Genomic DNA, 26,603 nt, shown 5'->3' with positions numbered 1-26,603 from the left:
ATTGTTTAAATCCGACCGGAGACTAGCTTCCGGTCGGTAAATTCCATAAAGAATCAGGACGTCACATCTTGTAAGAAAACCCAAGCGCGAACTCGCGGCCGGAATACCGCAGGTCGGACAACCGGTGCTCGCCGGCGGTTTCCACCCTGGCTTCCTTCAACAGGTTCCTTCCGTCAACAAAGAACCTGAGATCGGTGTTCGGCAGGGTGTAAGAAATTTTGGCATCCAGGTAGCCCGCATCTTCGATAAATACCGGGTTGCCGGACCGGTCGGAGGGGCGAGCCAGATACTCATCGCGATAGTTGTAGGCAAGTCGCAAACTCAGCGCCTCGCCTTCCCAGAAAGCCGTCACGTTATAGCTGTCTTCGGACTGGGATGGAAAAGGCAGTTCCTCGCCGGTCAACTGGTTGAACAGGCCAATGTTATCGGCGGTCATATGGGTGTAGTTGGCACTGCCACCCAGGCCGTTGAAGGGGTACGGCAGCATGGTGAAAACCGTCGACGCCTGCAGCTCTATGCCCTTGGTTTTTACACCACTGTCGCCGTTTATTTTCTGCCTGACGTCCCAGAGACGACCGTCACCCAAGAAGTCGATATCCTGCCGCGTTTCCGCATCGAGGATCCAACTGGTGATGTCCTTGGTAAAGTAGGCGGCGGAGACCATCGAGTCCTCGTTCGGGTACCAGTTCAGGGCTATATCCATTTGCCTTGCGCGATACGGATCAAGCAGCGGATTTCCACCAGAACAGGTGTTGGGCATCTGGTCAATTTGTGACTGGCGGGTGGTGTTAATCGTGCAGCTTGCATTCACATTCAGGTCACTGCTTCGAGGTCTGGCCATAACCTTGGCCATGCCGAAGTACAACACCAACTCGTCGGGAATAAGCGCCAGGTTCATATTGATGCTCGGCAGGAAGTCGCTGTACTCTCTGCTGAAGGTCTCTCTGCCAACAAAGGCATCCGGGTGGTCCGGATCTTCAATCCCCGGCCTATCCAAGTCGGTACCCGGATCGACCTGGACGTTGCCGTCTTCATCCAGCTGATCGACAATGACTTCCACCCGGATATCCCCGTTAGTATCGGTATTTGTGACCACATAACGTGCACCGACATTGCCCCAGAAGGGCATACCGCCGAATTCCGTTTCAAAATCCGTTTGCAGGTAAACCGCCTGGGTATCCACGCTGATATCGTAATTGCCAGTGCGCACGTCCAGGTCTTCACGAGTGGTATTGTCCTCACTGACTTCCCGAATGGCCGCAATAAAGTCGTCGGTGTGAACCGCCTGGTAGCTGCCCACAGTGCTCACCCCCAGGTCGTAACCGGAAAACAGATCCGGTGACTCAAAGGTGTTTCCGGAAATAAGGGCGATCTGGTCCTGCGTTGTCCAGACTTCACCATTATATTCCTCGCCCACATCGCGAATGATATTGTACTGATAGTCAGCATTATCAGTGGAACTGGATGTTGCCCTAATACCGCTTCGAATTCTTTTTAAAAACCCTTCTTCAAGATTGTACACAACATCCAGTTTTACACTGGACTCGGATGCTTCATCATGATGGGGCGCATACTTGAAGCGGGATCGGGTTCGGTAGCTGGCGGGACTGTTGACGTTGAAGGTGTCCGAGGTGTCAGCAGGATTATCGGCATTGTAAAAGTAGCCGGTATTGAAATCCCACTCCGGCGCACCGCGGTCATCGAGCGCCACTTGAACACCGGCGATACCGCCTGCGGTAATGTGCGTATCGCGGGAATCTATGTCCTGCTCAGAAGTCGAGTGGGCGGCCATACCACTGATATCCCAGGCACCGCGGCTGAATTCAAAGCCTGTATCGAAAAGGCTGGTTTCCTGATCCCAGGCAAAGTTGAGCGTTCGGTTGGTCACGGTCGCTGCCTGGGATTCAAAGTAGGTAACGTTGTGATTTTCGTCCACCTGCACAGAATCCGCATTTACACGCTCGGCGGAGTGGGTCTCCAAATGCAGGTTGAGGTCAGTCGCTTCCTTGTCTCGCTTGTTGTAGGTGTAACCCGCGTATACGGAAAGCTCATCACTGATATTGTACTGAAAGGTGGTATTGGCACTGATGCGCTTTTCTTCGAGTCCCCATATGCCATACCTGGGCAAGCGCGGAGAAAAGTCCCACCACTGCATTTCACACTCTTCCACACCGTCGCAGTCTGCCATATCCGTGGCAGATGCATAATTCTCGTCGACAACGGTCTTCTCCGGCGAGTTATCATAATCGGCCACGCGGTGCCATTCCGTGTTGCGCAACGCGTGGATCATGGTGTCTTTTTTAGAGGTGGTTACGTTGAGCAAGCCACCAAAATCCTCGTTGAACTTCATTACCCCGATCAGGTTGACCCTGGGGCCCGATGCATCGCTCAGGTCGTTGTACTGCTGTTCACCGTTTACGGACAGAAAATTGCTGTCAAATTCATTCGGCTTGCGCGTGTTGATTTGGATAGTACCACCAATACCACCTTCGGTAAGGCGCGCCTCGGACCCCTTGATGACATCGAGGGACTTGACCAGCTCGGAGGCCATATCGCGGAAGTCGACCGCGCGGCTGCCCCCCATGCCCATCGCCGACACATTGTTGACTTCAACCCGGGACAGGTCGGGATCTACGCCCCGAATACTAACCTGTGCGCCCTCGCCGAAATCGCGGACCAGTTGTATACCGGTGATTCTTTGCAGCGCCTCACCAATGTTTTTATCGGGAAATTCACCGATATCCTCCGCAACCAGAGAGTCGGTCATTGTGCCGGCGTTCTTTTTGCGATCGATGGCGCTGCGCTGGCTGAAGCGGTGGCCTGACACGACTACTTCTTCCATTGCGACGCTGTCGGCTTGTTTCTCGAGTTCCTCCTCGGGCTCCTCCTGGGCAAATGCCGTGGGGGCGGTCAGAAGGCTCAAGGAGATCCCGGTGAGAACCAGCGTGCGTATGCGTTCGGCTAAAGGTTTGAAAATGAAAGGGAGTCTTTCGCGGGAGGTTCCAAATACATCGGATTGGCCAATTATTGTCATCTCATCATCTCCGATTATCTTATTTATATTATTGAGCGATGATGTTAGAAGCGCGCGCCCGCATTGTCAATCATATTCAATCATTATTCTCATGAAATCAGTCACTCGAATGATCGATTATGACGACTCATGCTCTATATTCTTATAACCAATAATTGGAGATTTCCTTATAACGGGTCAGACTAAAGTACACGACGGCTCGACCTGCTCTGCCGGGAATCCGGCGCAAGAGTAACAGGTCCGTGCATGACGGACCCGCCAAATTTATAAATTAGCCACGGGTCTTGTTCAATTGAACAGCCCTCCACTGGTAACGTTGTAGCGTTATCCGGCCAGGCTTTATGGATTTTGACGAAATAGCATCAATCGCCCCCTCCGGCAACCTTAAGGTACCCTCCTGGTCACTCATATTGATGGCGATCCAGAACCTCTCGCCCTTTCTATTAATCCGCGGGCTTACCACCACACCGGAGGCGGCATCGTAACGTTCCGTTACTCCCGTCAGATCCGCGTAGTGATTAATCAGGTTGTTAATGAGTGTTTGACCTTGCTCTCCATCGGGCTGAGCTCCGAGAACAACTACACGGCCTTGCCCGATCTTGCGTTCCGTGATAAACGCGTGCCCCTTGGCAACTCCCGTCTCGATCGTGCCTATCCGTTTTACTCCGCTTTTTACCTTCATCGCAGAACACCAGCCGCTCAGCGACACAGTAGTACCCAATGCACTACCGGTGGAATCTGTATGGGTTAACGGCACCACAAATTCAGTGCTGACTCCGGCCAACTCATCGAGCAAACCCAGACCGGCGGTGGTTGGTACCGTATGTTCGACTGAGCGGATACCAGTGACAGGACCAGCGATCCAAATACCCCCAGCCTTGACAAATTTTAACACCCGGGAAATAAAGGCTTCGCTGACATACGGCATCGCCGGGGTGATCAACAGTTTCAGGTTATCAAGCGCGGCATTTTCGAAGCGTACATCCCGGTGGAAGCCCAAATCACGCACCGTGGCATGCCACATTTCGATAACCCCGCGATAGCGCGAGGGAAAACCTTCGCGTCTGTCCAGGGCTTCGGTTTCAATCATGGCTCTGGCATGATCGGAATAGGTAATAGCCACCTCGGCCGGCGCAACCGTACTCTCAACCAGTAAAGGTTCCAGTTGCTTCCTCGACGCGTTGAGTTTCTCCACCTCCTTATAGCCGATACCCGGCTTAAACCAGGCACTCATTACCGCGCTGTGGGGGAGTTCGGCACCCGTTCGCTGTTGCCGCCATAGCCAGTAACAGAACGCCTCACCACCCAAGGCGTATGTCAACACGGCTTCCGCTGGCAGGAATCCTTCGGGATGAGGGGGCTGATGATTGCCCAGCCAACCGTTGTGGGACACGCTGGTTTCCATTAGCCAGAAAGGACGTCCGGGAATAGCCGCCCGGTATAAATCAGAGCGAAATACCAGGGCACCCCATTGTTTATCGGTTGGGTAAGCATCATAAGAGGCGAAGTCCAGGGCCTCCATGGAGCGTTCGTGGTGAATATTGAACGCCGGGTTGTCATTATGAGTGACGGGTGCGCTGGAGTACTCCCGTATGATACTGCTCTGGTCCTTCATGAAATCCGCGATACTTTCGCGGTTGAACATACGATAAGCGGTACTTAACGATGCGTTGTGAAGGAATGGCGTTTTCAGTGGCGCAGGCACCTGCTCAAAGCTTTGGTAATACTGACTCCAGATATGCGTTCCCCAGACCTGATTCAGCCGATCTATGGTTCCGAATCGCTTTCTTAACCAACGGTGCCAGGAGGCAATGGCGGCATCGCTGAAATCTTCCGCCACATGGGCTTTCATCTCGTTGTCCAATTGCCAGCCGATCAATGCAGGATGTTGGCCCAGTCGCTCCGCCATGGCCTTGATGATCTTGAAACAGGCTTCCTTTACATCGGGGTGTTCATAGCTGGCATGCTGGCGCGCTCCGTGGATTAAAATTTCTCCGTCGGCATTTTTATGACACCGCTCAGGATGGTTGTGCGTCAGCCAGATGGGAGGTGTGGCGGTCGGAGTGCAAAGCACAACGTCAATACCGGCGGCGTGGAGCTTGTCCATAACCATCTCAAAAAAGTCGAGGGAAATTTCGCCACGCTCCGGTTCCATAGTTGACCAGGCGAACTCTCCCATACGGGCGACGTTGATATCCAACTTCTTCATTTCAACGATATCGCGATCGATATCTTCTTCCGGCCATAGCTCCGGGTAGTAGGCAACACCGTGATACAGTTTTTTTATCTTGTAATCAGAGCGCCGTATGGATTTAGCGGGTGTGGCGGACAGCAATCCGGAGTGGACGGCAAGACCCAGAGCGGCGGCAGAACCGCCCAGGCGAAAGATATCACGGCGACTGCATTTCATAGGAATCCCTCAGTCTTGTGTTAAGTACGTATTAAGCGACCAGACTTTGAAATTTCGATACTGAAAGCGGGTCCATTTCATCTGTCGGAAACCTATCTTCCCGGACCCCAGGACGGGTTTATTGCTGCCGTCATCGATATGGTCAATGACCTTCCTTCCATCGACAAACATAGCAATATGGGCGCTGTCCTTTATCAGGCGGACTTTATGGATTTTCGTGGATTGGGTGGGGATGCCATCGCCCCCTTCCTGAAGTAGCGTAAAGGTATTGTTTTTACGCAGGTTCGCGTGGCCCCTGTCCGGGTTATGTGTGGCATTGGCGTAGTAGGAGATATGGTAGCTGTGTATCTTCCCCTGGGTGTACTGGTCGAAGGTTCCGTTTCTCGGTGGCAGGTCGGGATCAAATATATCCTGTCCTCCCTCACCGCTGGCAGCGAGAAAGACTATTACCAGGCCCGCCTCCGGATTGAGGTTCTGCGCTTCCCACTCCGCCACAAATGCGTCCGGAAAGTCTTCCGGGCACCAGAATACATGATGCATTTCCTCGCCCGGCGAGTATATCTGCATCCACCCATTGTCAAATGCCAATACACCCGGGCCCTCCATTACCCAGCCGTCGACGCTGGCCGGCTCGCTCATATCTGCCCGGTAGAGAAGTTCACCTTTGTTGACGTACTCGTCGAAGTCATGAACGTTCTTCTGGGCCAACGCGGGTACGCAGACAAAGGTAAGGAACAAAAGGCTGTAGAAGCGCATTTTTTTGGTACTCCGGACCCTCTCTACAGGGCCAGCAAGGGTTTCAGCTGCAGCGCCACCATTTCTGCATTCAGCTCAGCCCCGGCTTTGCTGGTGTGCGTGTGCTTATCGGCAAACAGATTTTCGACCTGGCGCTTACCCAGCCGGTTGTATTTGTCTGAAATCAGTCCGTAGAGGTCGATAAAGGGACTCTGGCTCTGGCGGGCAACCTGCAGGGCCCACCGAGGATAGCTGTCGGTGGCTTCCTGGATCAGACCGTCGCGCCATATTTTTCTCGGCACCGGCGAGCAAACGATGGTAGTGATTCCCCGGGCTTTCGCCTGGCCGATCATCTGACGCAGATACCAGCCGTAGCTGTGCACCCTTTCCGGTTCTCCGGTGACCAGATTGTCGATGTCTTCATACTCCTCCCCTACTCCGGGAATGGTACCCCGCGCCCTGGTCTCGTCGTTTAGCGGCGCTGCGTCGTTATGGCCGAACTGCAGCAGCACCACATCGCCGACCTTCATCATATTTAGCGCCCGCTGCCAGTGGCCGCCGGTGACGAAGGTGCGGCTGCTCAGCCCACCGACGGCGCGATTGACGATGTTAAGGCTTTTTGTGCCCAGTTTTTCGTCCAGATAGTCTCCCCAGCCCCATTCACCGTTGGCGCCGTCGCCCGCGCCGTTGCGCACGGTAGAGTCACCCACGAGAAATATGCTCGACTTCCCGGCATCGGCGGGAAATGGCAATCTCAACCATGCCCACTCCTGTGGTTTCACTTGCCTTCCCAATTCTGAGAACCAGTTCGGCTCCAGGCCCGGACGCAACCCTTTCAGGCCGGCGACGATTGTCTGCGCATGCAAATGTGCGCCCTCGGTCGCGAAATGCGTGTGGTCCCTGGGGTAGAGCTCGGCCGTTTTTTCGGGACCCATCTGTTCGAACTGGTCGGCCATGGGGTTGGTTACATCTATAAACGCGGTATCCAGATCCCAGGCGAGTTGATAACTCCAGTGACCGTACTGTCCCGATCCGCGTTCTATACGGCTTGACTTCCACCGGTTCCTGGCGGTTAGTGAAAGGAGTACAGGCACTGCGTTTTTCGCGCGGACATCGGCGACCATACGCCGGATATAATGCCCGAAGGTGTAAACCGTTTCCTTCTTCCCGGTTTGCAGGTTCAATATTTCTATACTGTCGTCGCCCACACCGGGCAGGCTTCCCCGGGCTTTCTCCTTATCGTTGATTTTACCGGCATCGTTATGACCAAACTGTATCAGGACAATATCGCCATCGCTGAGATCATCCACGAGCCCCCGCCAATGGCCTTCGGTTATAAATGTGCGGCTGCTTCTTCCGCCGCGCGCCCGGTTGACGATATTCACTTTACTCCCGTCGAAATACTGCGAGAATACGCCGCCCCACCCCTGATGGTCAGTATTTTCGTAGGTGGCGGCCGTTGAATCACCAGCAATGAAAATTATCGGTAGTTGACTGTCGTCATCGCTACTGGCAATGGAAAACTGGGCGATGAATAAGGCAAACAGAACCCCTATTACTTTTAAATAATTGTTTGCCAGACACATATCATTATTCATTTTCAGTTTTACCTCTGATTGACCCATGGTTCGGAGTTAAAACCTACCGGACTGGCGCACCTCGCCCCGGTTCCCGTATCTGATCGTCGACGCTTTTTCCCACGGAATTGTTACCCCAAAGATTCTCATAGGGCCATCCGGAAAGGTCTTCGACGATCGCCTGGTTCTCGCTCGTTGAAGGCGTGCTTTCTCCCCGTTTGAAACGCTCAATCTCCGACATGAGCACTGCATGAGTATCCTTGCTGATCTTGAACCTGGTCGACACCAGGAATCCGAGAAGCAGCACTACCACAGGCCCTATTACCAGGGTTGCCACTATAGTTGTAATCGCCTGCTCGCTTTGCGTTTCGGAGCCGGATACAAAACCGCCGGCTTCGAGTACGATACCCACAAACATGACCGCGGCTGCCTGGGTGGCCTTTCGGATAAAGGTCATTACCCCGGCAAAGCTGCCCTCGCGTCGGCGCGCGGTGACGATTTGGTCGACGTCCGCCATGTAGTTGTAGGTATTCCAGGGGATGTAATTGAGAGCTCCCCGTCCAAGACCGGCCAGGATCAGTGCGCCAACCAGCCAGTATTGGCTGAATCCGTTATTCAGAAGATAGAGAGAAAGCAATCCCAGGATACCCAGAATATAAAAGTTGATGGCAATCCGATAGGTGGGAGCGGGACCAAAACGAACGACCATTGGAATCGCGACAGCAACAGCGACCAGTTGCGCAACATAAGTCAGCGCCATCATTTCGGACGCAATCACCACGGTGCCGCCAATGGCGAAAACGACAAAATAGGTGAAGGCCGCGTTGAAGATATCCTGGCTTATATACCCACCCAGATACATGCCAAGATGCAAGCGGAAAGCACGGATACGCAGGGTCGAGCTCAAATTGAGGAACAGGGTTTTCAAGGTGCCCAGCAGGGTCCAGTTCTCATCCGGCTTCTCTTCTTCCGGAAACTCCGCGGGGTCGCGCTCCCAGGTATAGGCCCAGACGATAAAGACAACCACCATAAAGGCAATCGCAAAAACGGTGCCCATCACCAGAAACGTTGATGCCGAGTCCTTTCCTCCGGCAATGCTGACGATCCAACTGGGCAGGATACCGGCGAATATGGCGGATATCTGGCCGGTCAGTATGCGTGCTCCGGCGAGTTTTGCCTTTTTCTTGTAGTCATTGGTCATTTCCGCAGCAAGCGTTTCATAGGGAATGATGACCGACGCATACAGCAGTTCGAAGAATACATAGGTAATCAGGTAATAGAGATATTCCTGGCCGCTGACCCACATTAACGCGAAGCTCGGCATTAGGGGGATTGATCCCAGCAGGAAGACCCGCCGGCGACCAAATCTTTTTCCGAAACGGGTATTTCCCAACCCATCCGAGATATGGCCGATCAGGGGGCTGGCAACGGCATCCAGGATACGGGCTATCGCAAAGATCGAGGCGGCCTGAACTGTGGTCAAGCCACAGAAGGTGGTGTAGAAAAACAGTATCCAACCGCTGATAACGGCCATGGAACCTGCACCCAGAACATCATTGAGTCCGTAGGCGACATAGTTCACCGGCTTTAACTCGCGTCTTGTCATCATCGCACCTCATCGCACCTATGTGTTTTTTATTATTTATTGAACGTAACTACTCGCCCCAGTCAGTAGGTCGCGCCGCGCGAACCACCGGGGCTCTTGCGGTGCGCACAGCGCACCCTACGTGCTCCCGGTGATTAGATGTAGTAGTTCATATATTCAACCAGGGCCAGAATCGCCATCGACTGCCCGTAGGGCATGGAGGTCAGCGGGATATCCCTGTACCCTTGCAAGTCGTCGAATACCGGCGTTCCAAAGGATACCTGCCGCAATTCTCCGCTTTCATCGATATTTTTCAGTACAGCCTTCACAGCCCTGATTCCAGAGTATTCATATTTCTTTGGCAGATAGCCTTTGCGCACGGCTTTCAATATGCCGTAGGCAAATCCGGCCGCGGCCGATGCCTCAAGGTAGGAGTCCGGATCGTCGAGCAACGTGTGCCAGAGACCACTGTCATCCTGGCAATCGACCAGGGCTTTTACCTGTGACTCAAGCGTTTCAATAAGGAACTGTCTCAGGCCGTCGGACGGCGCCAGGTCGAGAAGTTCTATAAACTCCGGTATGGCGATGGTGACCCAGCAGTTGCCCCGCGCCCAGAGGGCGTCGGCGAAGTTGTGCCGGCCGTCAAACGTCCAGCCATGAAACCACAAGCCAGTTTTCCTGTCCGCCAGGTACTTGGTGTGCAGCATAAACTGGCGTTTGGCCTCTTCGACGTAGTGGGGGCGATTCAGCAGCAGGCCAATCTTTGCCAGCGGGAGCACACTCATCATGAGTGTGTCGTCCCATAATTGCTGGTAATTTTCCGAGTTGTAGACGATATGCTGCAGCCCGTTTTCTTCGGTACGCGGCATGTCGCGCATAATCCATTCCGCCCATACATCCAGGTAGGGCAGGTAACTGCGTTCACCGGAGCGCTCCTGCAGGTAGGCCAGGGTCAGGAAGGGGGCCACCGTATTGACGTTCTTGGTAGTGGTTCCTTCGGCAAAGCGGTCCCTGAACCAGGCTTCGATAATCTCCCTGGCTTTTTCGTTGCCGGCGATATCCCAGTATTTGAGCAAGCCGTAGAGGCCGATGCCGTGGGTCCACTCCCAGCCGTTCCAGCCCTTGGTGTCTATCACCCGGCCGTCTTCCAGCTCCAGGAGAAACTCACCGCTTTCGTCTGTGATGTTGACCAGGTTGTCGATCAGCTTCTCTATGCTGTATTGAACCGTGTCGTAAGAGATATTGTGCGCATTCTTTGGCATATTGTTCACTTCCCTCAATGTAACTACTCACCGCCGCCCATCCTACGAGAACTCTAATTTTTTATCAGCCTTCGAGCCCACCCACTATCAGCGCGAGATTCTGAATGGCCGCCAGTCCCCATTGCGCGGCGTCATTGGTCGATACCCAGGGCACTTCAATGATGGGATTTAATACGTCCGGTCCGGTGATTTCCTGCGTGGCCAGTTTTCTTCCTGTCCATTGGTGCGTAAACTCCCGCTCGCGGGTAAATTCTTTCCAGGCGCGCCGAGCCAACGCCCTGTCACCTTCCTGCACCGCCACATAGGCGGTCAGGCGCGAGTGGGCCACGGTCAGGCTGTTATTGTGGAAAGGCCTGCCCAGCTCGGCCTTCTGCTCCGCGTCACTGGCGCTGTAGTACCTGCCGTACCGCAACCATGCAGCCTTGAATTCGGGCACATCGATCAGCTGGTTCAATTCAGTGCATACTTCAATCAGGCCGAAGACAGCGCTGAGGTGTGACAGCGCCGGCCCCTTGTCCGGTGGGGGAAGTAGTTTCTTGCTGTCGACATCAAAGCCGAAGGCGCCGGCAAAAAATCCCTGGGGATGGCCGCCGATAACCCGCATCGCATTCTCCAACCAGCGCCGGTATTTGTCGTCACCGGTGCGCTCCCAGGCCGTCAGCCAGTTGGCGGCGGCGGAACCCCAGTCGGTGCCCACGCCAATTTTGGCTTTTCCGGGGACAGGCACCCCGCTTGACACCTTGCGCGTCGCGTTCAACTCGGCGAGTGCGCGGTCGGATTCGATGACTTCGTTGAGCACATCGCCGGTTCGTTCATCACCAGTCAGGAAATAGTGAAAACGCCGGTAGGCCGAGGTGCTGATGCGCAGCTGTTTGGCACTGCAGCCCCAGTGCTGCACGTTGTGGCGGGTTCCCAGCCCCTTGAAACGGCCGAGGTGATAGATATCCACATCGCGATTGTGGCGGGTCATGGCTTCGGCGATGCGGAAGGTGTCCGGGTCGCCGGTGCGCAGAAAGGAATACCAGAGCCACAGGTCCGGGGACAGCTCCGAATTGTCCCAGGCATAGCCGCCGACGTCGTAGCGCCACACGTGGCGGTCGGCGTCGTAGGTGTGCATTATGTCGCCGTAGTTCCAGAAGCCGTACCAGTGGTGCTGGTTTATCTGCTTCCTGTAGTACTGCACCGACCAGGCCAGCCTTTCTTCAATGGCCTTTTTCATCGGTGTCGATCTGTCGGGCAGGCTCCACAGGGAACCGAATACGCCCGCTTTGAGGTAGTCCTCCGGGGCAGCAACAACTTGAGCCGGTTTGCGAATGGTATCCGCGAGCGCGATAGTATCGGCCCGCGATGGGGTGGCCCCTAAAACGTACAGGGTAAAATCCGTGCTGCGAGCGACGCCGTAGGCGCTTCCAAAGCCCGGCTCGTAATCCTCGTAAGTGATATTGAGGGCGTCGAGCTGTTGCTCATAGGTCTCCTGCCCCATACCGTCGTGATAGAAACGCACATCCATGGGGGGCGCTTCGGGCGACCAGAACCAGAGGGTGGCTTCGGACACCTCCCGACCGGCATTGCGGATATCGATTTGAGTCGGGTGCAGCTGCCAGAAATCCCGCATGCCCAAGAGTACACCGCCGGAGACTCCGCCCAGGTAGCCCACGCCGCTGGCCCGCTGCCCCTGGGCGGCATCTATCCAGCCGTGACCGCTTTTGGTTCGCTTCTTGATGGAAAAACCATTCGCGTTCAGTTGGGAGAGGCTGTAGTCATTCCACACCGGCACCCAATGCATGCGGCTGCTGACCCGGCTGTCCCACTCGCTGAGCGGGGGCGTGGCGACGCCGTCTATTTGCGCCTGCCTGACGGCGCGCCCGGGGTCCCTGCGCAGGCCGGTGATACCCTGCGGCGATTCACTCCAGAGGCCGCTATCCTCACCCACAAACCGCACATGCCGGTTGTAGGGTTCGTCGCGCTGAATCACCTCGAAGCGGAAACCCAATCCGCGGATAAAATCTTTTTGATCGTCTCCGTCGTAGATAAAGTTGTGACTGACACGCAGCGACTCCCCGCCGGCATAGAAATACAAACGCAAACTGAAGGGCAACCATTCGCGACCCGTCTCGGTGCGGTGCACACCTTCCATTTTGATGACCGCGCGAACGGGCCCCTGTTGCTCCGCCGTAGCCCGGTTGATGTGGGCCCGGAACGACTCTGTCTGGACCGCGGATTCAATTTCAACGCCGTCCTGTACAAGGCCGATGAGCCTGGCATTTTTTGCAATCAAACGATCGTCACGCAGCATTTCCCGGATAATATGCGGACCGCGCTTGGGGATTACCCAGCGCACAACACCCGTATCCACTTCAAATCTGTCGCGCCGGTTTTCGACGCGAACCGCCTTCACCGGCGCCGGACTCAGACCTTTTTCGACCCGGAACTGTCCCCCCAGCGCAGTGTTGGCGGGTACGGCATGTGCCGTCCATTTGACACTGCCATCGGGCCAGTAGGCCGTGGGCCAGCTCTGCAGCGCCGCCTTGCCGCCCCGCTCATTGACCAGACAGAGTGCCCGCCCGGGTTCAAGCACTCCCCGGGGCCACGCCTGTCCCCAAGTGGCACCGGATTTGACAACAGGCTCCTCCCCATCCAGCCAGCTCAAGTGGCCTTCTTTGCGCAACGGGGGGAGAGGGGAACGGAGGAGGGCGGGCGCCGAAGCCGTATGCATACCCTGCCCCGCCAGGGGCAGGGAGGCGGCCAGTGCACCTTTCTTGAGAAAATCGCGTCGATCCATAATTGTGATTCTTTCGTTATTATTGATCGCCCGGCGCAATGAAGCGGCATAAAGCGGGTTGAGGTCTTTATATCGCAAATGACTTATTGTGACAATATATGATTGTAGTTGACTGATAATGTGGGAAAGAATGCCGCCATAACGGTAAAGGCTCCAGGTGAAGAAAGCTATTCAGCTACCGACACAACGGATCCCAGAGCCATGCGCCATCGCCGCTTATAGCGTTCGAGATTTTTCAGGCGCATTGCCCCACCACCTTCCACGAGCGGTCTGTTGACTTCCCCGCCCCAATCCACCAGAGATGCGCATCCCTGCACCGTGCCCGTGTCATCCGCGGACAGCCAGACTCGCTGATGGCTCCGCAACTGCGTCAGCAATGCACACAGATTGGGATTCTTCAAAAAAGCACCCTCAATAAAAATGTCGCCCCGCGCATCGAGCTGATCCAGCAGGTAATCCAACATCAGGGCGCAGTACAGCGAGGCCAGCGCAGCTCCACAACCAGTGGGAACAACACCTTCAAGCCTGCCTTCCCGGCCCGGGAAAGGGCCGCTGCCGCCGCTGAAATCCGGCAGCGCCATGGTACCCGCATCGATCAGTTTCTGCAGTTCAGCTTCACCGTATTGCTCATCGATTGCCGCCCCCGCCCGCTTGCACACAGCCGCGTATTCCCGCCCACCCATAAACCGCGCGCAGGCCACCGGCTGCCCGGTGACATCCACATTGGCCAACATATCGCGGCCGGCATCCAATCCCGTCAACGGTATGCCCGCTGCCATCAGAATCGACCAGGTCCCGGTAGAAATTACCGTAAAGGGTTTGTGGGCACAGCTGGCCCGGTAACGCAAAAAACTGGCGTTGCTGTCGTGAACACCGGCGAATACGCGACAGGAATCCGGGAGTCCGGTCAGCTTCCCGATCTCCGGCCTGACACATCCGAGCTGGGCCCATCCCGGGACCACCCGGGGGAACAGGTGCCGCCATCTCAGGTTTTCCACCAACGAAGAGAAATCAGCTGTCAGCGGCGACCAAAGATCTGTATGGCATCCCAGTGAAGTTACTTCCGAACAGCACTGCCCCGTTAATCGCCACGCCCAGTATTGCGGATACATAAGGATATCCGTCACCCGGGCGAATGCCTCGGGATACTGTTGCCGTTGCCAATAGAGCTGGCGTCCCAGGTTCAGGCCGGCCGGCAGGGTCGGCGAATAAGTCTCGGAAAATTCGGGGCGCAAGCGGTCGTACTGGGAATTACAACTTTCGATACCAGTATATTCGTAGTCCAGAACGGGCAATACCAAACCCGCGTCTCCCCCATGGCGGTTGATCAGTGCAGCCGCCGCGCCGTGGGTGGTGATGCTGATGGCCGAAACCGGATACTCCCGGGCCGCTTCTCTTATTCCCGCCAGCATCCACTGCCAAAGGCCCTCGATATCGAAATGGGGATAGGGCGCGCTTTCCAATACCCGGTTAGGCGCCTCGCGGGAAAAAACCGATTCTCCGGCGCTATCGAGAAGATGAAGTTTGATGTGGGTTTTCCCCACATCCAGGATCAGCTTGTGACTCATTGGCGGCGATCTCAGTCGATTATTTGCATATCCTATAGCCCGCATTTCTCACAAATTTCCTACCGCGGCGGCCCCAGAGCAAGATCTGGCAGGCTTTCGCTCAGCCGGAGTGCTCGACATACACTGCAAGACGCCTGTGCGCTCCTCCTGTCGCGAAAGTCACGCCGCGAAACCGCCTCGCTACGGATCTTTACGGGAAATGCGGGCCGGGCCCGACGACCTCGGGAGAGCCACTCGAGCTCGCGGCGCCCGATTTCACACCGATCAATACTATGGATCGATGACAGATTTTGCAATTTCTTTAGTCATAATAGCCTCAAAACTCCATTTGACCGCACTCAATTCAATCATATACAATCATTTTCACTCAGAAAAATACCAATATCCCTGCTTCCAGCAGAGCAGTCGTTCAAGTCAATAAAAAAGAGTGAATTTAGATGAGCTCACCCCTACAGAACCTTTGGGATGACCAGTTGGCATCCGGCATGAGCGAAGCCGAACAATTGAAATATCGCTCCAATCTTCTGGGGTCCGACCTGCGCATCACCAACTACGGTGGCGGCAATACATCCGCCAAGATCTTTATGCGCGATCCGCTGATCGGTGAGGAAACGCAGGTACTCTGGGTCAAGGGCTCCGGCGGCGATCTGGGCTCTATCGAACTGGACGGTTTTTCCACCCTCTACATGGATAAGCTGCAGCAACTGAAGGGCCTCTACCGGGGCCTCGAACACGAAGACGAGATGGTGGGATACCTGCCCCACTGCACCTTCAACCTGAATCCCCGCGCCGCCAGTATCGACACTCCCCTGCATGCCTATATACCCCACGCCCACGTGGACCATATGCACCCGGACGCGGCCATCGCCGTCGCCTGCACAAAAAACAGCAGGGAGCTGACGGAGGTGATCTTTGGCGGCGATATGGGCTGGCTGCCCTGGCAGCGGCCCGGCTACGACCTGGGCCTGAAACTGGAAAAGACGGCGACCGGCAATCCGCACCTGAAAGGCATAGTCCTCGAAGGTCACGGCATTTTTACCTGGGGGCCGACGTCGAAGGACTGCTATCTCAACACGCTGGATATTATCCAGCGGGCCGCCGATTGGCTGGCGGCCAACAATACAAACGAGGCGTTCGGCGGGAGCCGCTATGACCTGGACTCCCCCCTTGATACAGAGAAGCGCAAGTCCGTGGCCGCCAGGCTGATGCCCCTGATCCGCGGCAATATCACCAACGCCCAGCGCAAGATCGGTCACTTCGATGATTCCGCCACCATTCTGCAGTTTGTAAACTCCCGCGAACTGACAACGCTGGCGGCCCTGGGCACTTCCTGTCCCGATCATTTCCTGCGCACCAAAATCCGCCCCCTGGTTATCGACTTCGATCCCGCCGCTGCCGACCTGGACAGCGAACTGGCGCGTTGCGTGGAACAACTGGGTCAGCAGTTGGCGACCTACCGCGAGGATTACACCGCGTATTATCAGCGCTGCAAGCGCGACACCAGCCCGGCCATGCGCGACCCCAACGCCGTGGTCTACCTGATCCCCGGGGTGGGCATGATCACCTTCGCCAAGGACAAAGCCACCGCCCGCATCGCCGGCGAATTCTATATCAACGCCATCAACGTGATGCGCGAGGCCAATGGCGTCGGCGAATATGTTGGCCTGGACGAACAGGAAGCGTTTGATATCGAGTACTGGTTACTCGAGGAAGCGAAATTGCAGCGCATGCCCAAACCCAAGTCACTGGCCGGCCGCGTCGCCTTCATCACCGGTGGTGCCGGCGGCATCGGCAAAGCCAGTGCCGTGCGCATGTTGCACGAAGGCGCCTGTGTGATGCTGGCCGATATCGACCGGGAGGCGTTGGAGACCGCCGTCGCCGAGCTCTCGGCGGTCTACGGCCCGGACGTAGTGCGCGGGACGCACTGCGATGTGACCAGCGAAACGGCGGTCGCAGATGCCATGGCCGCGACATCACTCGCCTTTGGCGGACTGGATATCCTGGTCTCCAACGCCGGTATCGCCAGTTCCGCCGCGCTGGACGAAACCAGTCTGGAATTATGGAACCGGAACATCAGTATTCTGGCGACGGGCTACTTCCTGGTCAGCCGCGAGGGCTTCAAGCTGATGAAAACGCAGAACACCGGCGGCGCCATGGTATTCGTGGCCAGCAAGAACGGGCTGGTGGCCTCGCCCAATGCCTCTGCCTATTGCACCGCCAAGGCGGCGGAACTCCAACTCGCGCGCGGCGTCGCCCTGGAAGGGGCACCGCTGGGCATTCGCTGCAATGTGGTCAACCCGGATGCGGTGCTGCGCGGCTCCAAAATATGGACCGGCAAGTGGCGGGAGGAACGTGCCGCGGCTTACCAAATGGAAGAAGGTGATCTCGAGGGGCACTACCGCGAGCGCAGCCTGCTCAAGCGCGATGTCCTGCCGGAAGATATCGCCGAGGCCGTATACTTCCTGGTTTCCGACCTGTCGGCCAAGTCCACCGGTAATATAATCAATGTGGACGCGGGGCACGCGCCGTCGTTTACCCGCTGAGCCGGTCGCCCCAAAAGAGAAAACCGTAGAGGGAAGACAATAATGGAAGAAGCTATCCCATCAACCCTGATCGCTGAGCAGAATGAGAAGCTCGCCCGGGACCTGCACAAAGACTACGACGCCCTGGGCGAGAAGCTGTCCCGCACGGGGCTGGATATCGAGCAGCTCACAGAGCGCGCCCGGACCTTCGAACTGGCCGTGCCCTCCTGGGGCGCCGGTACCGGCGGCACCCGCTTCGCCCGCTTCCCCGGCGTTGGCGAACCGCGGAATATCTTTGAAAAGGTCGAGGACTGCGCGGTGATTCACCAGCTCTCGTCCTGCACCCCACTCATCTCGCCGCACTTCCCCTGGGACCAGGTGGAGGATTTTTCCGAACTGAAGCAGTACGCCGACAGCTTTGGTATGGGCTGGGGCTCGGTCAACTCCAATACCTTCCAGGACCAGCCGGGCCAGGCGCACTCTTACAAATACGGCAGCCTCAGCCACACCGCGGCAGCAGCGCGCGAACAGGCCGTCGCCCACAACCTGATGTGCATCGAATGGGGCCGCCAGCTGGGTTCACAGGCCCTGACGGTATGGGTCGGGGACGGCTCCAACCACCCCGGCCAGCAGCATTTCCAGCGCGCCTTCGAGCGCTACCTGGACAGCGCACGCACCATCTACAGCGCCCTGCCGGACGGCTGGGAAATGCATATCGAACACAAAATGTTTGAACCCGCCTTCTACTCCACGGTGATCCAGGACTGGGGCAGCAATATTCTCGCCGCCATGGAACTGGGCGACAAATGCAAATCGCTGGTGGACCTCGGGCACCACGCCCCCAACGTCAATATCGAAATGATCGTCTCGCGCCTGATCCAGTTCAAAAAACTCGGCGGCTTTCACTTCAACGACAGCAAGTACGGCGACGATGACCTGGACAGCGGCTCGCTGCACCCCTACCAGCAGTTCCTGATCTTCAACGAGTTGGTGGATGCGGAGTACCGCCAGCAGGACGGTTTCGGGCCCGCCTATATGCTGGATCAATCCCACAACGTGACCGACCCGATTGAAAGCCTGATCAATTCCGCAGCCGAAGTGCAGCGCTCCTATATCAAGGCCCTGCTGGTGGATCGCGAGGCCCTGAACAACTATCAGGAAAACAACGACGCGCTAATGGCCAGCAACACCCTGAAAGCCGCGTTCAATATCGACGTCTCGCCGATTCTGGCCATGGCGCGCCTGCGCAGCGACGGAGCCATCGATCCGATCGCCGCTTACCGGGCCTCCGGCTACCGCGCGCAAGCCGGCAAAAAACGGCCCGCCTCCGGCGGCAGCAGTTCCGGTATTGTCTAGATTTTCTCTCCTCGTCTGCGCCGGCTAGCCGGCGCTTTTTTTTGATTGGTACTGGGGGCTCGCAACTCAACGAACGTAGGGTGCGCCGTGGCAGATCTGCTCCATGCGTTCTCTGCATGACCGCCATCCATGGCGGCCTCGCACCGGGTGATGCGCGTGGCACACCCTACAACTTAAGCCGGAGACGATATTTTGTAGGATGGGCACAAATCGGCAGGACCGCCGATTTGTGCCCATCCTACGGAGGAAGCATCACTTAATTCGGGCCAAAGGTTTTAACGAGAAAAAAGAACCATGAACTCTGCATCATCGGGCTCACCCCTCCATGTCGGCCTTTTCGCCACCTGTCCCGTGGACCTGATTCGCCCCAGTGTCGGCTTCGCCACCGCCAAATTGCTGGAACAGGCCGGTTGCCGCGTCAGTGTGCCGCCGCAGAGTTGCTGCGGTCAGGTCGCTTTCAATAACGGCGACCCGCAAGCGACCCGAAAACTTGCCTGGCGCATCGTGGAAGATTTCGAACCCTTCGACTATGTCGTGCTCCCCTCCGGTTCCTGCGGCGGCATGATCCGGCTTCATTACCCGGCGCTGTTTCGCGATGATTCCCGTTTCGATCGGGTTGAGCGCTTCTGCGCCAAAGTCTATGAACTGACCACCTTTCTGGCAGAGGTAATCGACTACCAACCGGCGGCCCCCAACTGCAATCCGGCACAGCGCAATATCACCTACCACGACAGCTGCGCGGGACTGCGCGAACTCAATATCCGCAACCAGCCCCGCCAGCTGCTCAAGCGGTGCGCCGGGGTCGACATCACGGAAATGCGCGATACCGAAGCCTGCTGTGGATTCGGCGGCACCTTTTGTGTCAAGTTCCCGGCGATCTCCAACCGCATGGTTACCGACAAGGTGAGCAACGCCCGCGATGCGGGCGCCGACCTGCTGCTGGGCGGTGATCTTTCCTGCCTGCTGAATATCGCCGGCAAAATCCAGCGGCAGCAAAGCGAAAACCCCCAGCTCCCCAAGGTGCAGGTGCGCCATGTGGCGGAAGTGTTGGCGGGCGATCTCGACGCTCCGGCCATCGGCGAAGGCACAGAGGCGCAAATACCCCATGAGTAGCGTGCAAGCCTACGTGCCGGACAAGGATTTTATCTATCGCGCCGGCGATGCACTCGCCGATTCCCAACTGCAACAGGCACTGGCCAAGGCCGGGCGGGGTTTTGTCGATAAACGCTCCGCGGCGGTGGCCCGGGTTCCCAATTTCGAAGCCATGCGCGATCGCGCCCGCGCGGTGCGACAGAAGGCGCTGCAGGACCTGGATATCTACCTGCTGCACTTTGAACAAAAGGTTACCCAAGCCGGCGGCCAGGTGCACTGGGCCGAAACACCGGCGCAGATGCGGGAAATCGTCCTGCAACTGTGCGCGCAACACGCCGCCGCGCGGGTAACCAAAGGCAAGTCCATGGTGGGCGAGGAGGTCTACCTCAACGAGGCCCTGGAAGAAGCCGGCATCACCCCCTTCGAAACGGATCTGGGCGAGTATATTCTGCAACTGGCCAAGGAGCCGCCCAGCCATATCGTCGCCCCGGCGTTGCACAAGACGCGGGCCCAGATACAGGATCTGTTCCTGCATCACCACCCTTTAGGGGAGCGGGACCTGAGCGCCGTGGAAGCCATCGTCGACGAGGCGCGGCAAGTCATCCGCGACCGGTTTCTCAGCGCCGATATCGGCATCACCGGCGCCAACCTGCTGATTGCCGAAACCGGCACCGTCGCCATCGCCACCAATGAAGGCAACGGCGACCTCACCGCCACCCTGCCCCGGGCCCATATCGTCACCACCACCATCGACAGAGTGGTGCCCACCTGGGAGGATGCCAGTGCAATTTTGCGGGTACTCGCCCGCAGCGCCACCGGCCAGCCGACTACCACATACACCTCCTTCTTTACCGGCGCCAGGGGCGACACCGACAAAGACGGCCCGGAAGCTTTCCACGTGGTGTTGCTCGACAACCGCCGCAGCCAGTTGCTGGGCAGCGAGTACCAGGAGATGCTCCACTGCATCCGCTGCGGTGCCTGTATGAACCATTGCCCCGTCTACCAGACAGTCGGCGGCCACACCTATGACAGCGTCTACCCGGGCCCCATGGGCGCCGTCCTGACACCACTGCTGCGCCACCGCGAGGGCGATTACCAGTTGCCCAACGCCAGCACCTTCTGCGGGCGCTGCGAATCCGTGTGCCCGGTCAGGATTCCCCTGCCCGACCTGATGCGCAAACTGCGTATCCAGGAGCAACGGGAAGCGCAACACAAAGGATTCGGGTACTGGATCACCAGGGCCTTTTGCGCGCTCGCCGCGTCGCCGCGACTGTACGGCGCACTCACCAGTATCGGCACAAGGGTTGCCGCCCTGCAGGGGGCCAGGCGGGGTCGCTTCAGCCGGCTGCCGCTGCTCGGCGGCTGGACGGCGCACCGGGATTTCCCCGCGCCCCAGGGGGGCAGCTTTCAGTCCCAGTGGCGCCGCGCAAGCACAGACACCAATGAAGTCAAGGCAAAACCCCCTGTGGGGTAATAACTCAAGTTTCGGAGTTCAATCGTAGGGTGCGCCGTGCGCACCGCTCCAGGGCTGGTGGGGCCTCAGACTTTTGGTGCGCACGGCGCACCCTACGCTCCTACCAGCACTGCTTCCATCGCCTGGCAGTTTTTTGCTCCTGCAAAACCTGCATTTCCGCTGGGCGGCATTCCGCTGGGCGGCACTCCGCTGGGCGGCATTCCGCCATCCATGGCGGTCACAAGCAGGCTCCCACATTGCCGGGGCCATAACGAAAGGAGTGACCATGAGCAATGCCCGAACGGCAACCCTCTCGCGCATCCGCCAGGCCCTGAATAAACGGAGCGCAGCGGTGAATATTGAAGAAGCCTTTGCGAAGCTGACGCTGCAAACACATTCGCCTGTGCAGCCGCCCCTGTCCGCTGCAACAGTGGAAACCTTCAGTGGCGCCGCCGCCGACAACGGCGCGGAGGTGCACCGCATCGAAACGCTGGAAGAGCTGCCCCGCTGGGTGGCGGCGCGGGCGGCGGAGCTGGATCAAACACCCGGTGTGGTTGTGTCCCCGCAGTTCGCCGACGCCGGCTTGCAGTGGGCACCGATTGAAACACTTGAGCGGATTCGCCAGGGGACCGACTGGGGCCTGGCCAGAGGCTATGCCGGTATTGCCGAAACCGGAACCATTGTCTCCGTCAGCCGGGACTGCCCCAGCAGTTCGCTGTTTCTGGTGCAACGCCTGATTGTTACCCTGGATCCGGCGGATATCGTCGCCTACCAGGAGGAGGTCTGGAGCCGGCTACGGCAGCGATTCAACGGCCAGATGCCCCGCACCGTCAATCTCATTACCGGCCCGTCCCGTACCGCGGACGTCGAACAACAGATCCAGATCGGCGCTCACGGTCCAAAATGGACGGACTATGTCATTGTCGGCTAGCCCCCAGGCAATCAAAAGCAATCACTTTTATATTTTTTGCGTCAAATTTGAAACTATTCTACTTATATTGCTTGATAAGCATTCAAGCTACTGCAGTTATGATTAGATATGGATAAAATAGCTGACACTACAACCAAATCCCGCAAAAGACAGGTAGCTCCCGTGCTGGAAAAACAACGCCACCAGTTGATTATCGATATCCTCGACGAGCAGCAGTTCGCCAGTGTGCGCAGCCTGTCGAGCCAGCTGAATGCCTCGGAAGCCACCATCCGCCGGGATCTCACCAAAATGGCGCGGGAAGGACAACTGAGGAAAATCCGCGGCGGTGCTGAAGCCCTTCCCCTGAGTGAGAAAAAAGTGAAGCGGCCACACCTGACCGGCTCGGCGTTCCTGGTCGACAAAAAGAAACAGACCGGCGTCAAGCGGCTGATCGCCCGCAAAGCCGTTGAACTCTGCGAGGACGGTGAATCCATTATTATTAATGGAGGTAGCTCCACCTATATGATGGGCGAATTTCTGGCCCACCGGCAGCTCAACATCCTCACCAACTCTTTCGTTTTGGCGCAGGAGCTTTCAGAGAACAGCGACAACCAGATCACCCTGCCCGGCGGAGAGATCTACCGCAAACAAGGCATTATCCTGAGCGCCTTTGAAAACGACACCATCCAGTATTACCACGGCAGCAAGATGTTTATGGGAACCCCGGGTATCGGTGAGTTTGGTGTTATGGAATCCGACCCACTGCTGATTCGCGCGGAACAAAAGCTCCGAAAACAGGCCGATCAACTGATCATACTGGCGGACAGCTCCAAACTGGGAAGACGCAGCAATTTCATTTTCAGCGCCCTGGCCGACGTGGATGTGCTGATTACCGACAGCCAGGCCGATCCAGATATGCTCCGCATGTTTGAAGCCCAGGGTATCAGGATTGTGATTGTGGAAGCGCCGGCCAGGGCCGGAGCGGAAGCTAACGAAGCCGCTATTTAAAACGCTTATTTTTAGTCAATTGGTAACTACTCACTCATAGAGAACGTGCGTTGGCTTAGGGGAACCACCCTGTAGGAGCGGGCCATGCCCGCGATCGGCCTCTGTTCGCGGGCATGTCGGATGGCCGCCCCGCCGCTCCTACAGGGGTAGCAATTACGGTCAATTGTTGCAAATCGTGACTACTTCTCCAGGCAAAGAATGCGTCTCCGTTGTGAGGTCCGTTTTGTGTGTTTTCCCCCCAATCGTGAAAGACGTCCCTCCTGGATCAGGCCCCCCAACGTGAACTGTTTCACGTTTACCCGGATTCTACCGCCCTGGCAGTAGTCAATCCTGTCCCAGGCACACTGCGTTCATATCCTTCAACCCCAAATCGTATATACTCGGCCAAACGCGAAAACATCAGTGCGGCAGCCCTGGTGAATACTAAAACAAGCGTTTCCGCCGCCGGAATCCTGGGGTAGTGGCAAGTGGCAATCTTCGACAAGACACAACTGAAGGTAATCGCCGAAAAAGGCGAAGCGGAGTTCTCCAAGGCTTCTCTGAACAAAGATCTTTCCATCGCCGGTTATGACCAGGATGGCAAGTTCTTCTATGTCACTATGGACAAAGTGCTGTTCGACGACCCGGTCAGCACCATCAAGACCGTTCTGGAGGCCCACGGCTTTGTTTCCAACCTGGAAAACATACTCGCCTGCCTCGACAGCTTCGCTTTTGCCGCCTACGCCAAAACCGGCACCAGTCGCGCGGGCTCGACCCTCAAGGTCAACGAGTACAACGCCTGCATCCGCTTCGAGCTTCCGCAAAAAAACAGGATCGGCGCGATCCTGCAAAGCTTTTACGACGAGATTTCCAAATACGAGTCCCAGAGCGGAAACGAGACCTTGCAGTCCGATCCGGAACTGAAAAAGCTCAAGGACTTAAAAAGCGAAGCAGCTGAACTCAAGCGGAAAAACAAGGAATTGCAGGAACAGGTCAGCGCACTGACCCTCCAACTGAACAGGGAGCAGAAGTCACTGAGCCGGGCATCGCGGGCGCTGGACTCCCAGAAGGTGCTGCCGGACAACGTGCGCATCTGCAAGGTGAAACAGGTGGACCTGAGGCGCCGCACCGTGAAGCTGAGCAGCCAGCGCAAGGAATTTGAGGTTCCCACCCACCTGTTGGACCGGGTCCCCCGGTTCCAGGCCCGCTGCCTAGCCATTTTCGACGAAGAACAGGATGTGCCGCTCGGCATCATCTTCCTGGACAACCGGGAGGCGTCCGATGTGGAGCGGCGAACGGCGGAACTGCTTTACGTGGAAGGTGACGCGTTCAAGGCCAGGGACTCCCGGCGCAATGAACTCCAGGTAAAGGCCGTCAATGACCTGGAAGCGGATACCATCAAGAGCCTGCGGCGAGGCATGAAGGTACTGGTATCCATGAGCGAGGGCCATGTGGTGCACTTCTCCGTGCTCAGCGAGTTACAACCGGGCGATTTTATCGTCCGTGTACACGAACAGTTTATCGTCGGTGACATAGGCCGCAACCAGCTGGTGCCCATAAGCGACGACTAAATTCCAACGTCACTACTCGCCCCTGTAGGAGCCTGCTTGCAGGGGAAAATTGGCGGGCTTTGTCCACCCGCTATTCGCCTGCAAGCAGGCTCCTACAAGGGAGTTAGCTGCCTTGGGCGCAAGTAGTTAAATTCCAACCAGGATTTGGGAAATTTTGTGAACAGTCTGCTCAACAAAGAATACCTGACCGTATCGAAGAAGCGCTTTGATCCCATCACCGTAGTGTTCAGCGTCGGCCTTCTGGTGGCCGTGCTGTTCAACGCAGTGGGCATGGATCTCGGCGCGGGCACGGGCTCCCAGGAGCTTATTCTCTTCAACGACTTCCGCAGCTTCTTTTTTGTGGTGGGTGGCACCCTCGGTGTTCTCCTGTTCCAGTTCGACCTGGAAACATTGGTGAAAACCCTCATCCTGGTACTACGCTCCTTCTTTGCCAATCCGGTCAAGCACCTGAACCCGACCATTGAGGAGTTGGACGAAACCATTATCAAATCCCGCAGCATCATGGACTTGCGGGAGGGAAAGGAAATCACCGGCGAGTTGCTCAACGACATCATCTACATGATCCGGCAAAAGCTCTTCTATGAGGAGATCGAGGATTTTGTCGGCAACCGGATCGCCACTATTTTTATGGGCCGCAAAACCGCCGCGGCGCTGCTCAACAAGGGGGCCAAGGTCGCACCGGCGCTCGGCCTGCTGGGTACCGTCATCGGTCTGATCGAAGTGCTGCAGTCCCTGGACGATCCCGCCAGCATCGGTCCGGCCATGTCCCTGGCCCTGATGACCACCGCTTTCGGCTCGGTGCTGGGCTCACTGGTTTTCACACCGCTCGCCGGCCGGCTGGAACATCACAACAGTATTTACGTGGAAACCCACAAGCTGCTCATGAACCGGATCAGCGTGCTGATCCGCCGGGAAGATCGCCTGCTGGACATCACTAAAATGAACAGGAAAGTCGACGAGACATGAAGCTGGAGCAGCTGACCGGCCAGGACGAAGAGGGCCTCGATTCCTTTTACATCAGTTTCGGCGACCTGATGGTGATTCTGTGTGTCTTCTTTGTCATGCTCCTGTCCATGAGCAAGGTGGACGTGGGTTCCTTTGAAAGACTCCGCAGCGTAATGACCGGGAGCACCGACGACACCCTGGTGGAACTGGCCGAATCGCTGCGGGTCATCGTTGAGGAATCCCCCGGTGTCCCCGGCGCCTCCGTCGAACTGGCGAAAGACGGTGTCAGGGTGAACCTGGATACCGCCGCCCTGTTCGCGCCGGGCAGTGCCGTGATCAAAAACCGCGCCCTGGATTCCCTAAAGCCCCTGTTGGACGAGATTCATCAGACCGACTACCAGGTGGACATCGAAGGGCACAGCGACGACGTGCCCTACTACCGGGTGATTGACGGGGAAACGGAGACCAACTGGAGCCTCAGTGGCAAGCGGGCAAGCAGCGTGATTCTTCACCTTCTCTCCATGGACTTTTCGTCCCAGCGCCTGCGCGCGGTGGGCTATGCGGATACCCGGCCGGTGGTGGATGTGACCGGTAAAGGCGGTGCGGCACTGGAAGAGGCGCGGGCGCGAAATCGCAGGGTATCGCTGTTAATCCGTTAACCTAACTCCTCCCTCTTTGTAGGAGATGTAATAAAGCGGCGAGCCAAGATCTAGCTCAGTAGGAGGTCAGTCCCCTAAACTGGTTGAGTTTTGAAACACAAGGTCGCTAAGCGCCTTAAACCAGAAGGGGACTGACATGAATAACTGTGGCATTG

The 26,603-nt window shown here is 57.0% G+C and carries 17 protein-coding genes; 9 read left to right on the top strand and 8 right to left on the bottom strand.

What is annotated here, in order from left to right; translation table 11 throughout:
• Positions 1–61: 61 nt before the first annotated feature.
• From ACRC0P_RS12645 to ACRC0P_RS12610, 8 genes are all read right to left on the bottom strand, one after another.
• Positions 62–3,034 carry a TonB-dependent receptor gene (locus ACRC0P_RS12645; protein WP_438631436.1) on the bottom strand — a complete coding sequence of 991 codons (2,973 nt, stop codon included), beginning with the start codon at positions 3,032–3,034 and terminating at the stop codon, positions 62–64.
• A 271-nt stretch (positions 3,035–3,305) separates the two neighbouring features.
• Complete coding sequence (locus ACRC0P_RS12640) at positions 3,306–5,444, bottom strand: beta-galactosidase (protein ID WP_438631434.1); 2,139 nt, start codon at positions 5,442–5,444, stop codon at positions 3,306–3,308.
• 9 nt (positions 5,445–5,453) lie between these two features.
• Complete coding sequence (locus ACRC0P_RS12635; protein ID WP_438631432.1) at positions 5,454–6,200, bottom strand: DUF1961 family protein; 747 nt, start codon at positions 6,198–6,200, stop codon at positions 5,454–5,456.
• A 23-nt stretch (positions 6,201–6,223) separates the two neighbouring features.
• Positions 6,224–7,777 carry a rhamnogalacturonan acetylesterase gene (locus ACRC0P_RS12630; RefSeq protein WP_438631430.1) on the bottom strand — a complete coding sequence of 518 codons (1,554 nt, stop codon included), beginning with the start codon at positions 7,775–7,777 and terminating at the stop codon, positions 6,224–6,226.
• Positions 7,778–7,820: 43 nt separating this feature from the next.
• Complete coding sequence (locus ACRC0P_RS12625; protein ID WP_438631428.1) at positions 7,821–9,365, bottom strand: MFS transporter; 1,545 nt, start codon at positions 9,363–9,365, stop codon at positions 7,821–7,823.
• A gap of 131 nt (positions 9,366–9,496) precedes the next feature.
• A complete protein-coding gene (gene bglB / locus ACRC0P_RS12620; RefSeq protein WP_438631426.1) occupies positions 9,497–10,603 on the bottom strand; it encodes a beta-galactosidase BglB in 1,107 nt (368 codons plus the stop codon).
• A 64-nt stretch (positions 10,604–10,667) separates the two neighbouring features.
• Complete coding sequence (locus tag ACRC0P_RS12615) at positions 10,668–13,385, bottom strand: exo-rhamnogalacturonan lyase family protein (RefSeq protein ID WP_438631424.1); 2,718 nt, start codon at positions 13,383–13,385, stop codon at positions 10,668–10,670.
• Between the two features lie 167 nt (positions 13,386–13,552).
• Positions 13,553–14,953 carry an FGGY-family carbohydrate kinase gene (locus ACRC0P_RS12610; protein WP_438631422.1) on the bottom strand — a complete coding sequence of 467 codons (1,401 nt, stop codon included), beginning with the start codon at positions 14,951–14,953 and terminating at the stop codon, positions 13,553–13,555.
• Between the two features lie 437 nt (positions 14,954–15,390).
• Between ACRC0P_RS12610 and ACRC0P_RS12605 the strand changes: the two genes are divergently transcribed.
• The 9 genes from ACRC0P_RS12605 to ACRC0P_RS12565 all read left to right on the top strand — a co-directional run bounded on the left by ACRC0P_RS12605 (position 15,391) and on the right by ACRC0P_RS12565 (position 26,448).
• A complete protein-coding gene (locus ACRC0P_RS12605; protein ID WP_438631420.1) occupies positions 15,391–17,496 on the top strand; it encodes a bifunctional rhamnulose-1-phosphate aldolase/short-chain dehydrogenase in 2,106 nt (701 codons plus the stop codon).
• Between the two features lie 42 nt (positions 17,497–17,538).
• The gene (gene rhaI, locus ACRC0P_RS12600; protein WP_438631418.1) at positions 17,539–18,831 is read left to right on the top strand and encodes an L-rhamnose catabolism isomerase; all 1,293 of its coding nucleotides are present in this window, start codon (positions 17,539–17,541) and stop codon (positions 18,829–18,831) included.
• A 294-nt stretch (positions 18,832–19,125) separates the two neighbouring features.
• Positions 19,126–19,944 (top strand): (Fe-S)-binding protein, encoded by an 819-nt coding sequence (locus tag ACRC0P_RS12595; RefSeq protein WP_438631416.1) that lies wholly within the window; start codon positions 19,126–19,128, stop codon positions 19,942–19,944.
• Positions 19,937–21,397 (top strand): lactate utilization protein B, encoded by a 1,461-nt coding sequence (locus ACRC0P_RS12590; RefSeq protein ID WP_438631414.1) that lies wholly within the window; start codon positions 19,937–19,939, stop codon positions 21,395–21,397. Before ACRC0P_RS12595 ends, ACRC0P_RS12590 begins: the two co-directional genes overlap by 8 nt.
• A 265-nt stretch (positions 21,398–21,662) precedes the next feature.
• Entirely contained in the window at positions 21,663–22,307 is a 645-nt protein-coding gene (locus tag ACRC0P_RS12585; protein ID WP_438631412.1) for a LutC/YkgG family protein, read from the top strand.
• 162 nt (positions 22,308–22,469) lie between these two features.
• A complete protein-coding gene (locus ACRC0P_RS12580) occupies positions 22,470–23,294 on the top strand; it encodes a DeoR/GlpR family DNA-binding transcription regulator (protein ID WP_438631410.1) in 825 nt (274 codons plus the stop codon).
• A 467-nt stretch (positions 23,295–23,761) separates the two neighbouring features.
• The gene (locus ACRC0P_RS12575; protein ID WP_438631408.1) at positions 23,762–24,844 is read left to right on the top strand and encodes a hypothetical protein; all 1,083 of its coding nucleotides are present in this window, start codon (positions 23,762–23,764) and stop codon (positions 24,842–24,844) included.
• A 156-nt stretch (positions 24,845–25,000) separates the two neighbouring features.
• Positions 25,001–25,810, top strand: coding sequence for a MotA/TolQ/ExbB proton channel family protein (locus ACRC0P_RS12570; RefSeq protein WP_438631406.1), 810 nt, complete (start codon positions 25,001–25,003; stop codon positions 25,808–25,810).
• Positions 25,807–26,448, top strand: a complete 642-nt coding sequence (locus tag ACRC0P_RS12565; RefSeq protein WP_438631404.1) for an OmpA/MotB family protein — start codon at positions 25,807–25,809, stop codon at positions 26,446–26,448. Before ACRC0P_RS12570 ends, ACRC0P_RS12565 begins: the two co-directional genes overlap by 4 nt.
• Positions 26,449–26,603: the final 155 nt, after the last annotated feature.

This window comes from Microbulbifer sp., assembly GCF_051659245.1.
Taxonomy (GTDB): Bacteria; Pseudomonadota; Gammaproteobacteria; order Pseudomonadales; family Cellvibrionaceae; genus Microbulbifer.
Note: the sequence above shows the minus strand (reverse complement) of the source record. Positions and strands in the feature narration are given on the sequence as shown.

What these genes read in the sequence shown, in the direction of transcription:
- ACRC0P_RS12645 (WP_438631436.1), bottom strand. Translation starts at nt 3,034, where the DNA reads ATGACAATAATTGGCCAATCCGATGTATTTGGAACCTCCCGCGAAAGA.
- ACRC0P_RS12640 (WP_438631434.1), bottom strand. Translation starts at nt 5,444, where the DNA reads ATGAAATGCAGTCGCCGTGATATCTTTCGCCTGGGCGGTTCTGCCGCC.
- ACRC0P_RS12635 (WP_438631432.1), bottom strand. Translation starts at nt 6,200, where the DNA reads ATGCGCTTCTACAGCCTTTTGTTCCTTACCTTTGTCTGCGTACCCGCG.
- ACRC0P_RS12630 (WP_438631430.1), bottom strand. Translation starts at nt 7,777, where the DNA reads ATGAATAATGATATGTGTCTGGCAAACAATTATTTAAAAGTAATAGGG.
- ACRC0P_RS12625 (WP_438631428.1), bottom strand. Translation starts at nt 9,365, where the DNA reads ATGATGACAAGACGCGAGTTAAAGCCGGTGAACTATGTCGCCTACGGA.
- bglB (WP_438631426.1), bottom strand. Translation starts at nt 10,603, where the DNA reads ATGCCAAAGAATGCGCACAATATCTCTTACGACACGGTTCAATACAGC.
- ACRC0P_RS12615 (WP_438631424.1), bottom strand. Translation starts at nt 13,385, where the DNA reads ATGGATCGACGCGATTTTCTCAAGAAAGGTGCACTGGCCGCCTCCCTG.
- ACRC0P_RS12610 (WP_438631422.1), bottom strand. Translation starts at nt 14,953, where the DNA reads ATGAGTCACAAGCTGATCCTGGATGTGGGGAAAACCCACATCAAACTT.
- ACRC0P_RS12605 (WP_438631420.1), top strand. Translation starts at nt 15,391, where the DNA reads ATGAGCTCACCCCTACAGAACCTTTGGGATGACCAGTTGGCATCCGGC.
- rhaI (WP_438631418.1), top strand. Translation starts at nt 17,539, where the DNA reads ATGGAAGAAGCTATCCCATCAACCCTGATCGCTGAGCAGAATGAGAAG.
- ACRC0P_RS12595 (WP_438631416.1), top strand. Translation starts at nt 19,126, where the DNA reads ATGAACTCTGCATCATCGGGCTCACCCCTCCATGTCGGCCTTTTCGCC.
- ACRC0P_RS12590 (WP_438631414.1), top strand. Translation starts at nt 19,937, where the DNA reads ATGAGTAGCGTGCAAGCCTACGTGCCGGACAAGGATTTTATCTATCGC.
- ACRC0P_RS12585 (WP_438631412.1), top strand. Translation starts at nt 21,663, where the DNA reads ATGAGCAATGCCCGAACGGCAACCCTCTCGCGCATCCGCCAGGCCCTG.
- ACRC0P_RS12565 (WP_438631404.1), top strand. Translation starts at nt 25,807, where the DNA reads ATGAAGCTGGAGCAGCTGACCGGCCAGGACGAAGAGGGCCTCGATTCC.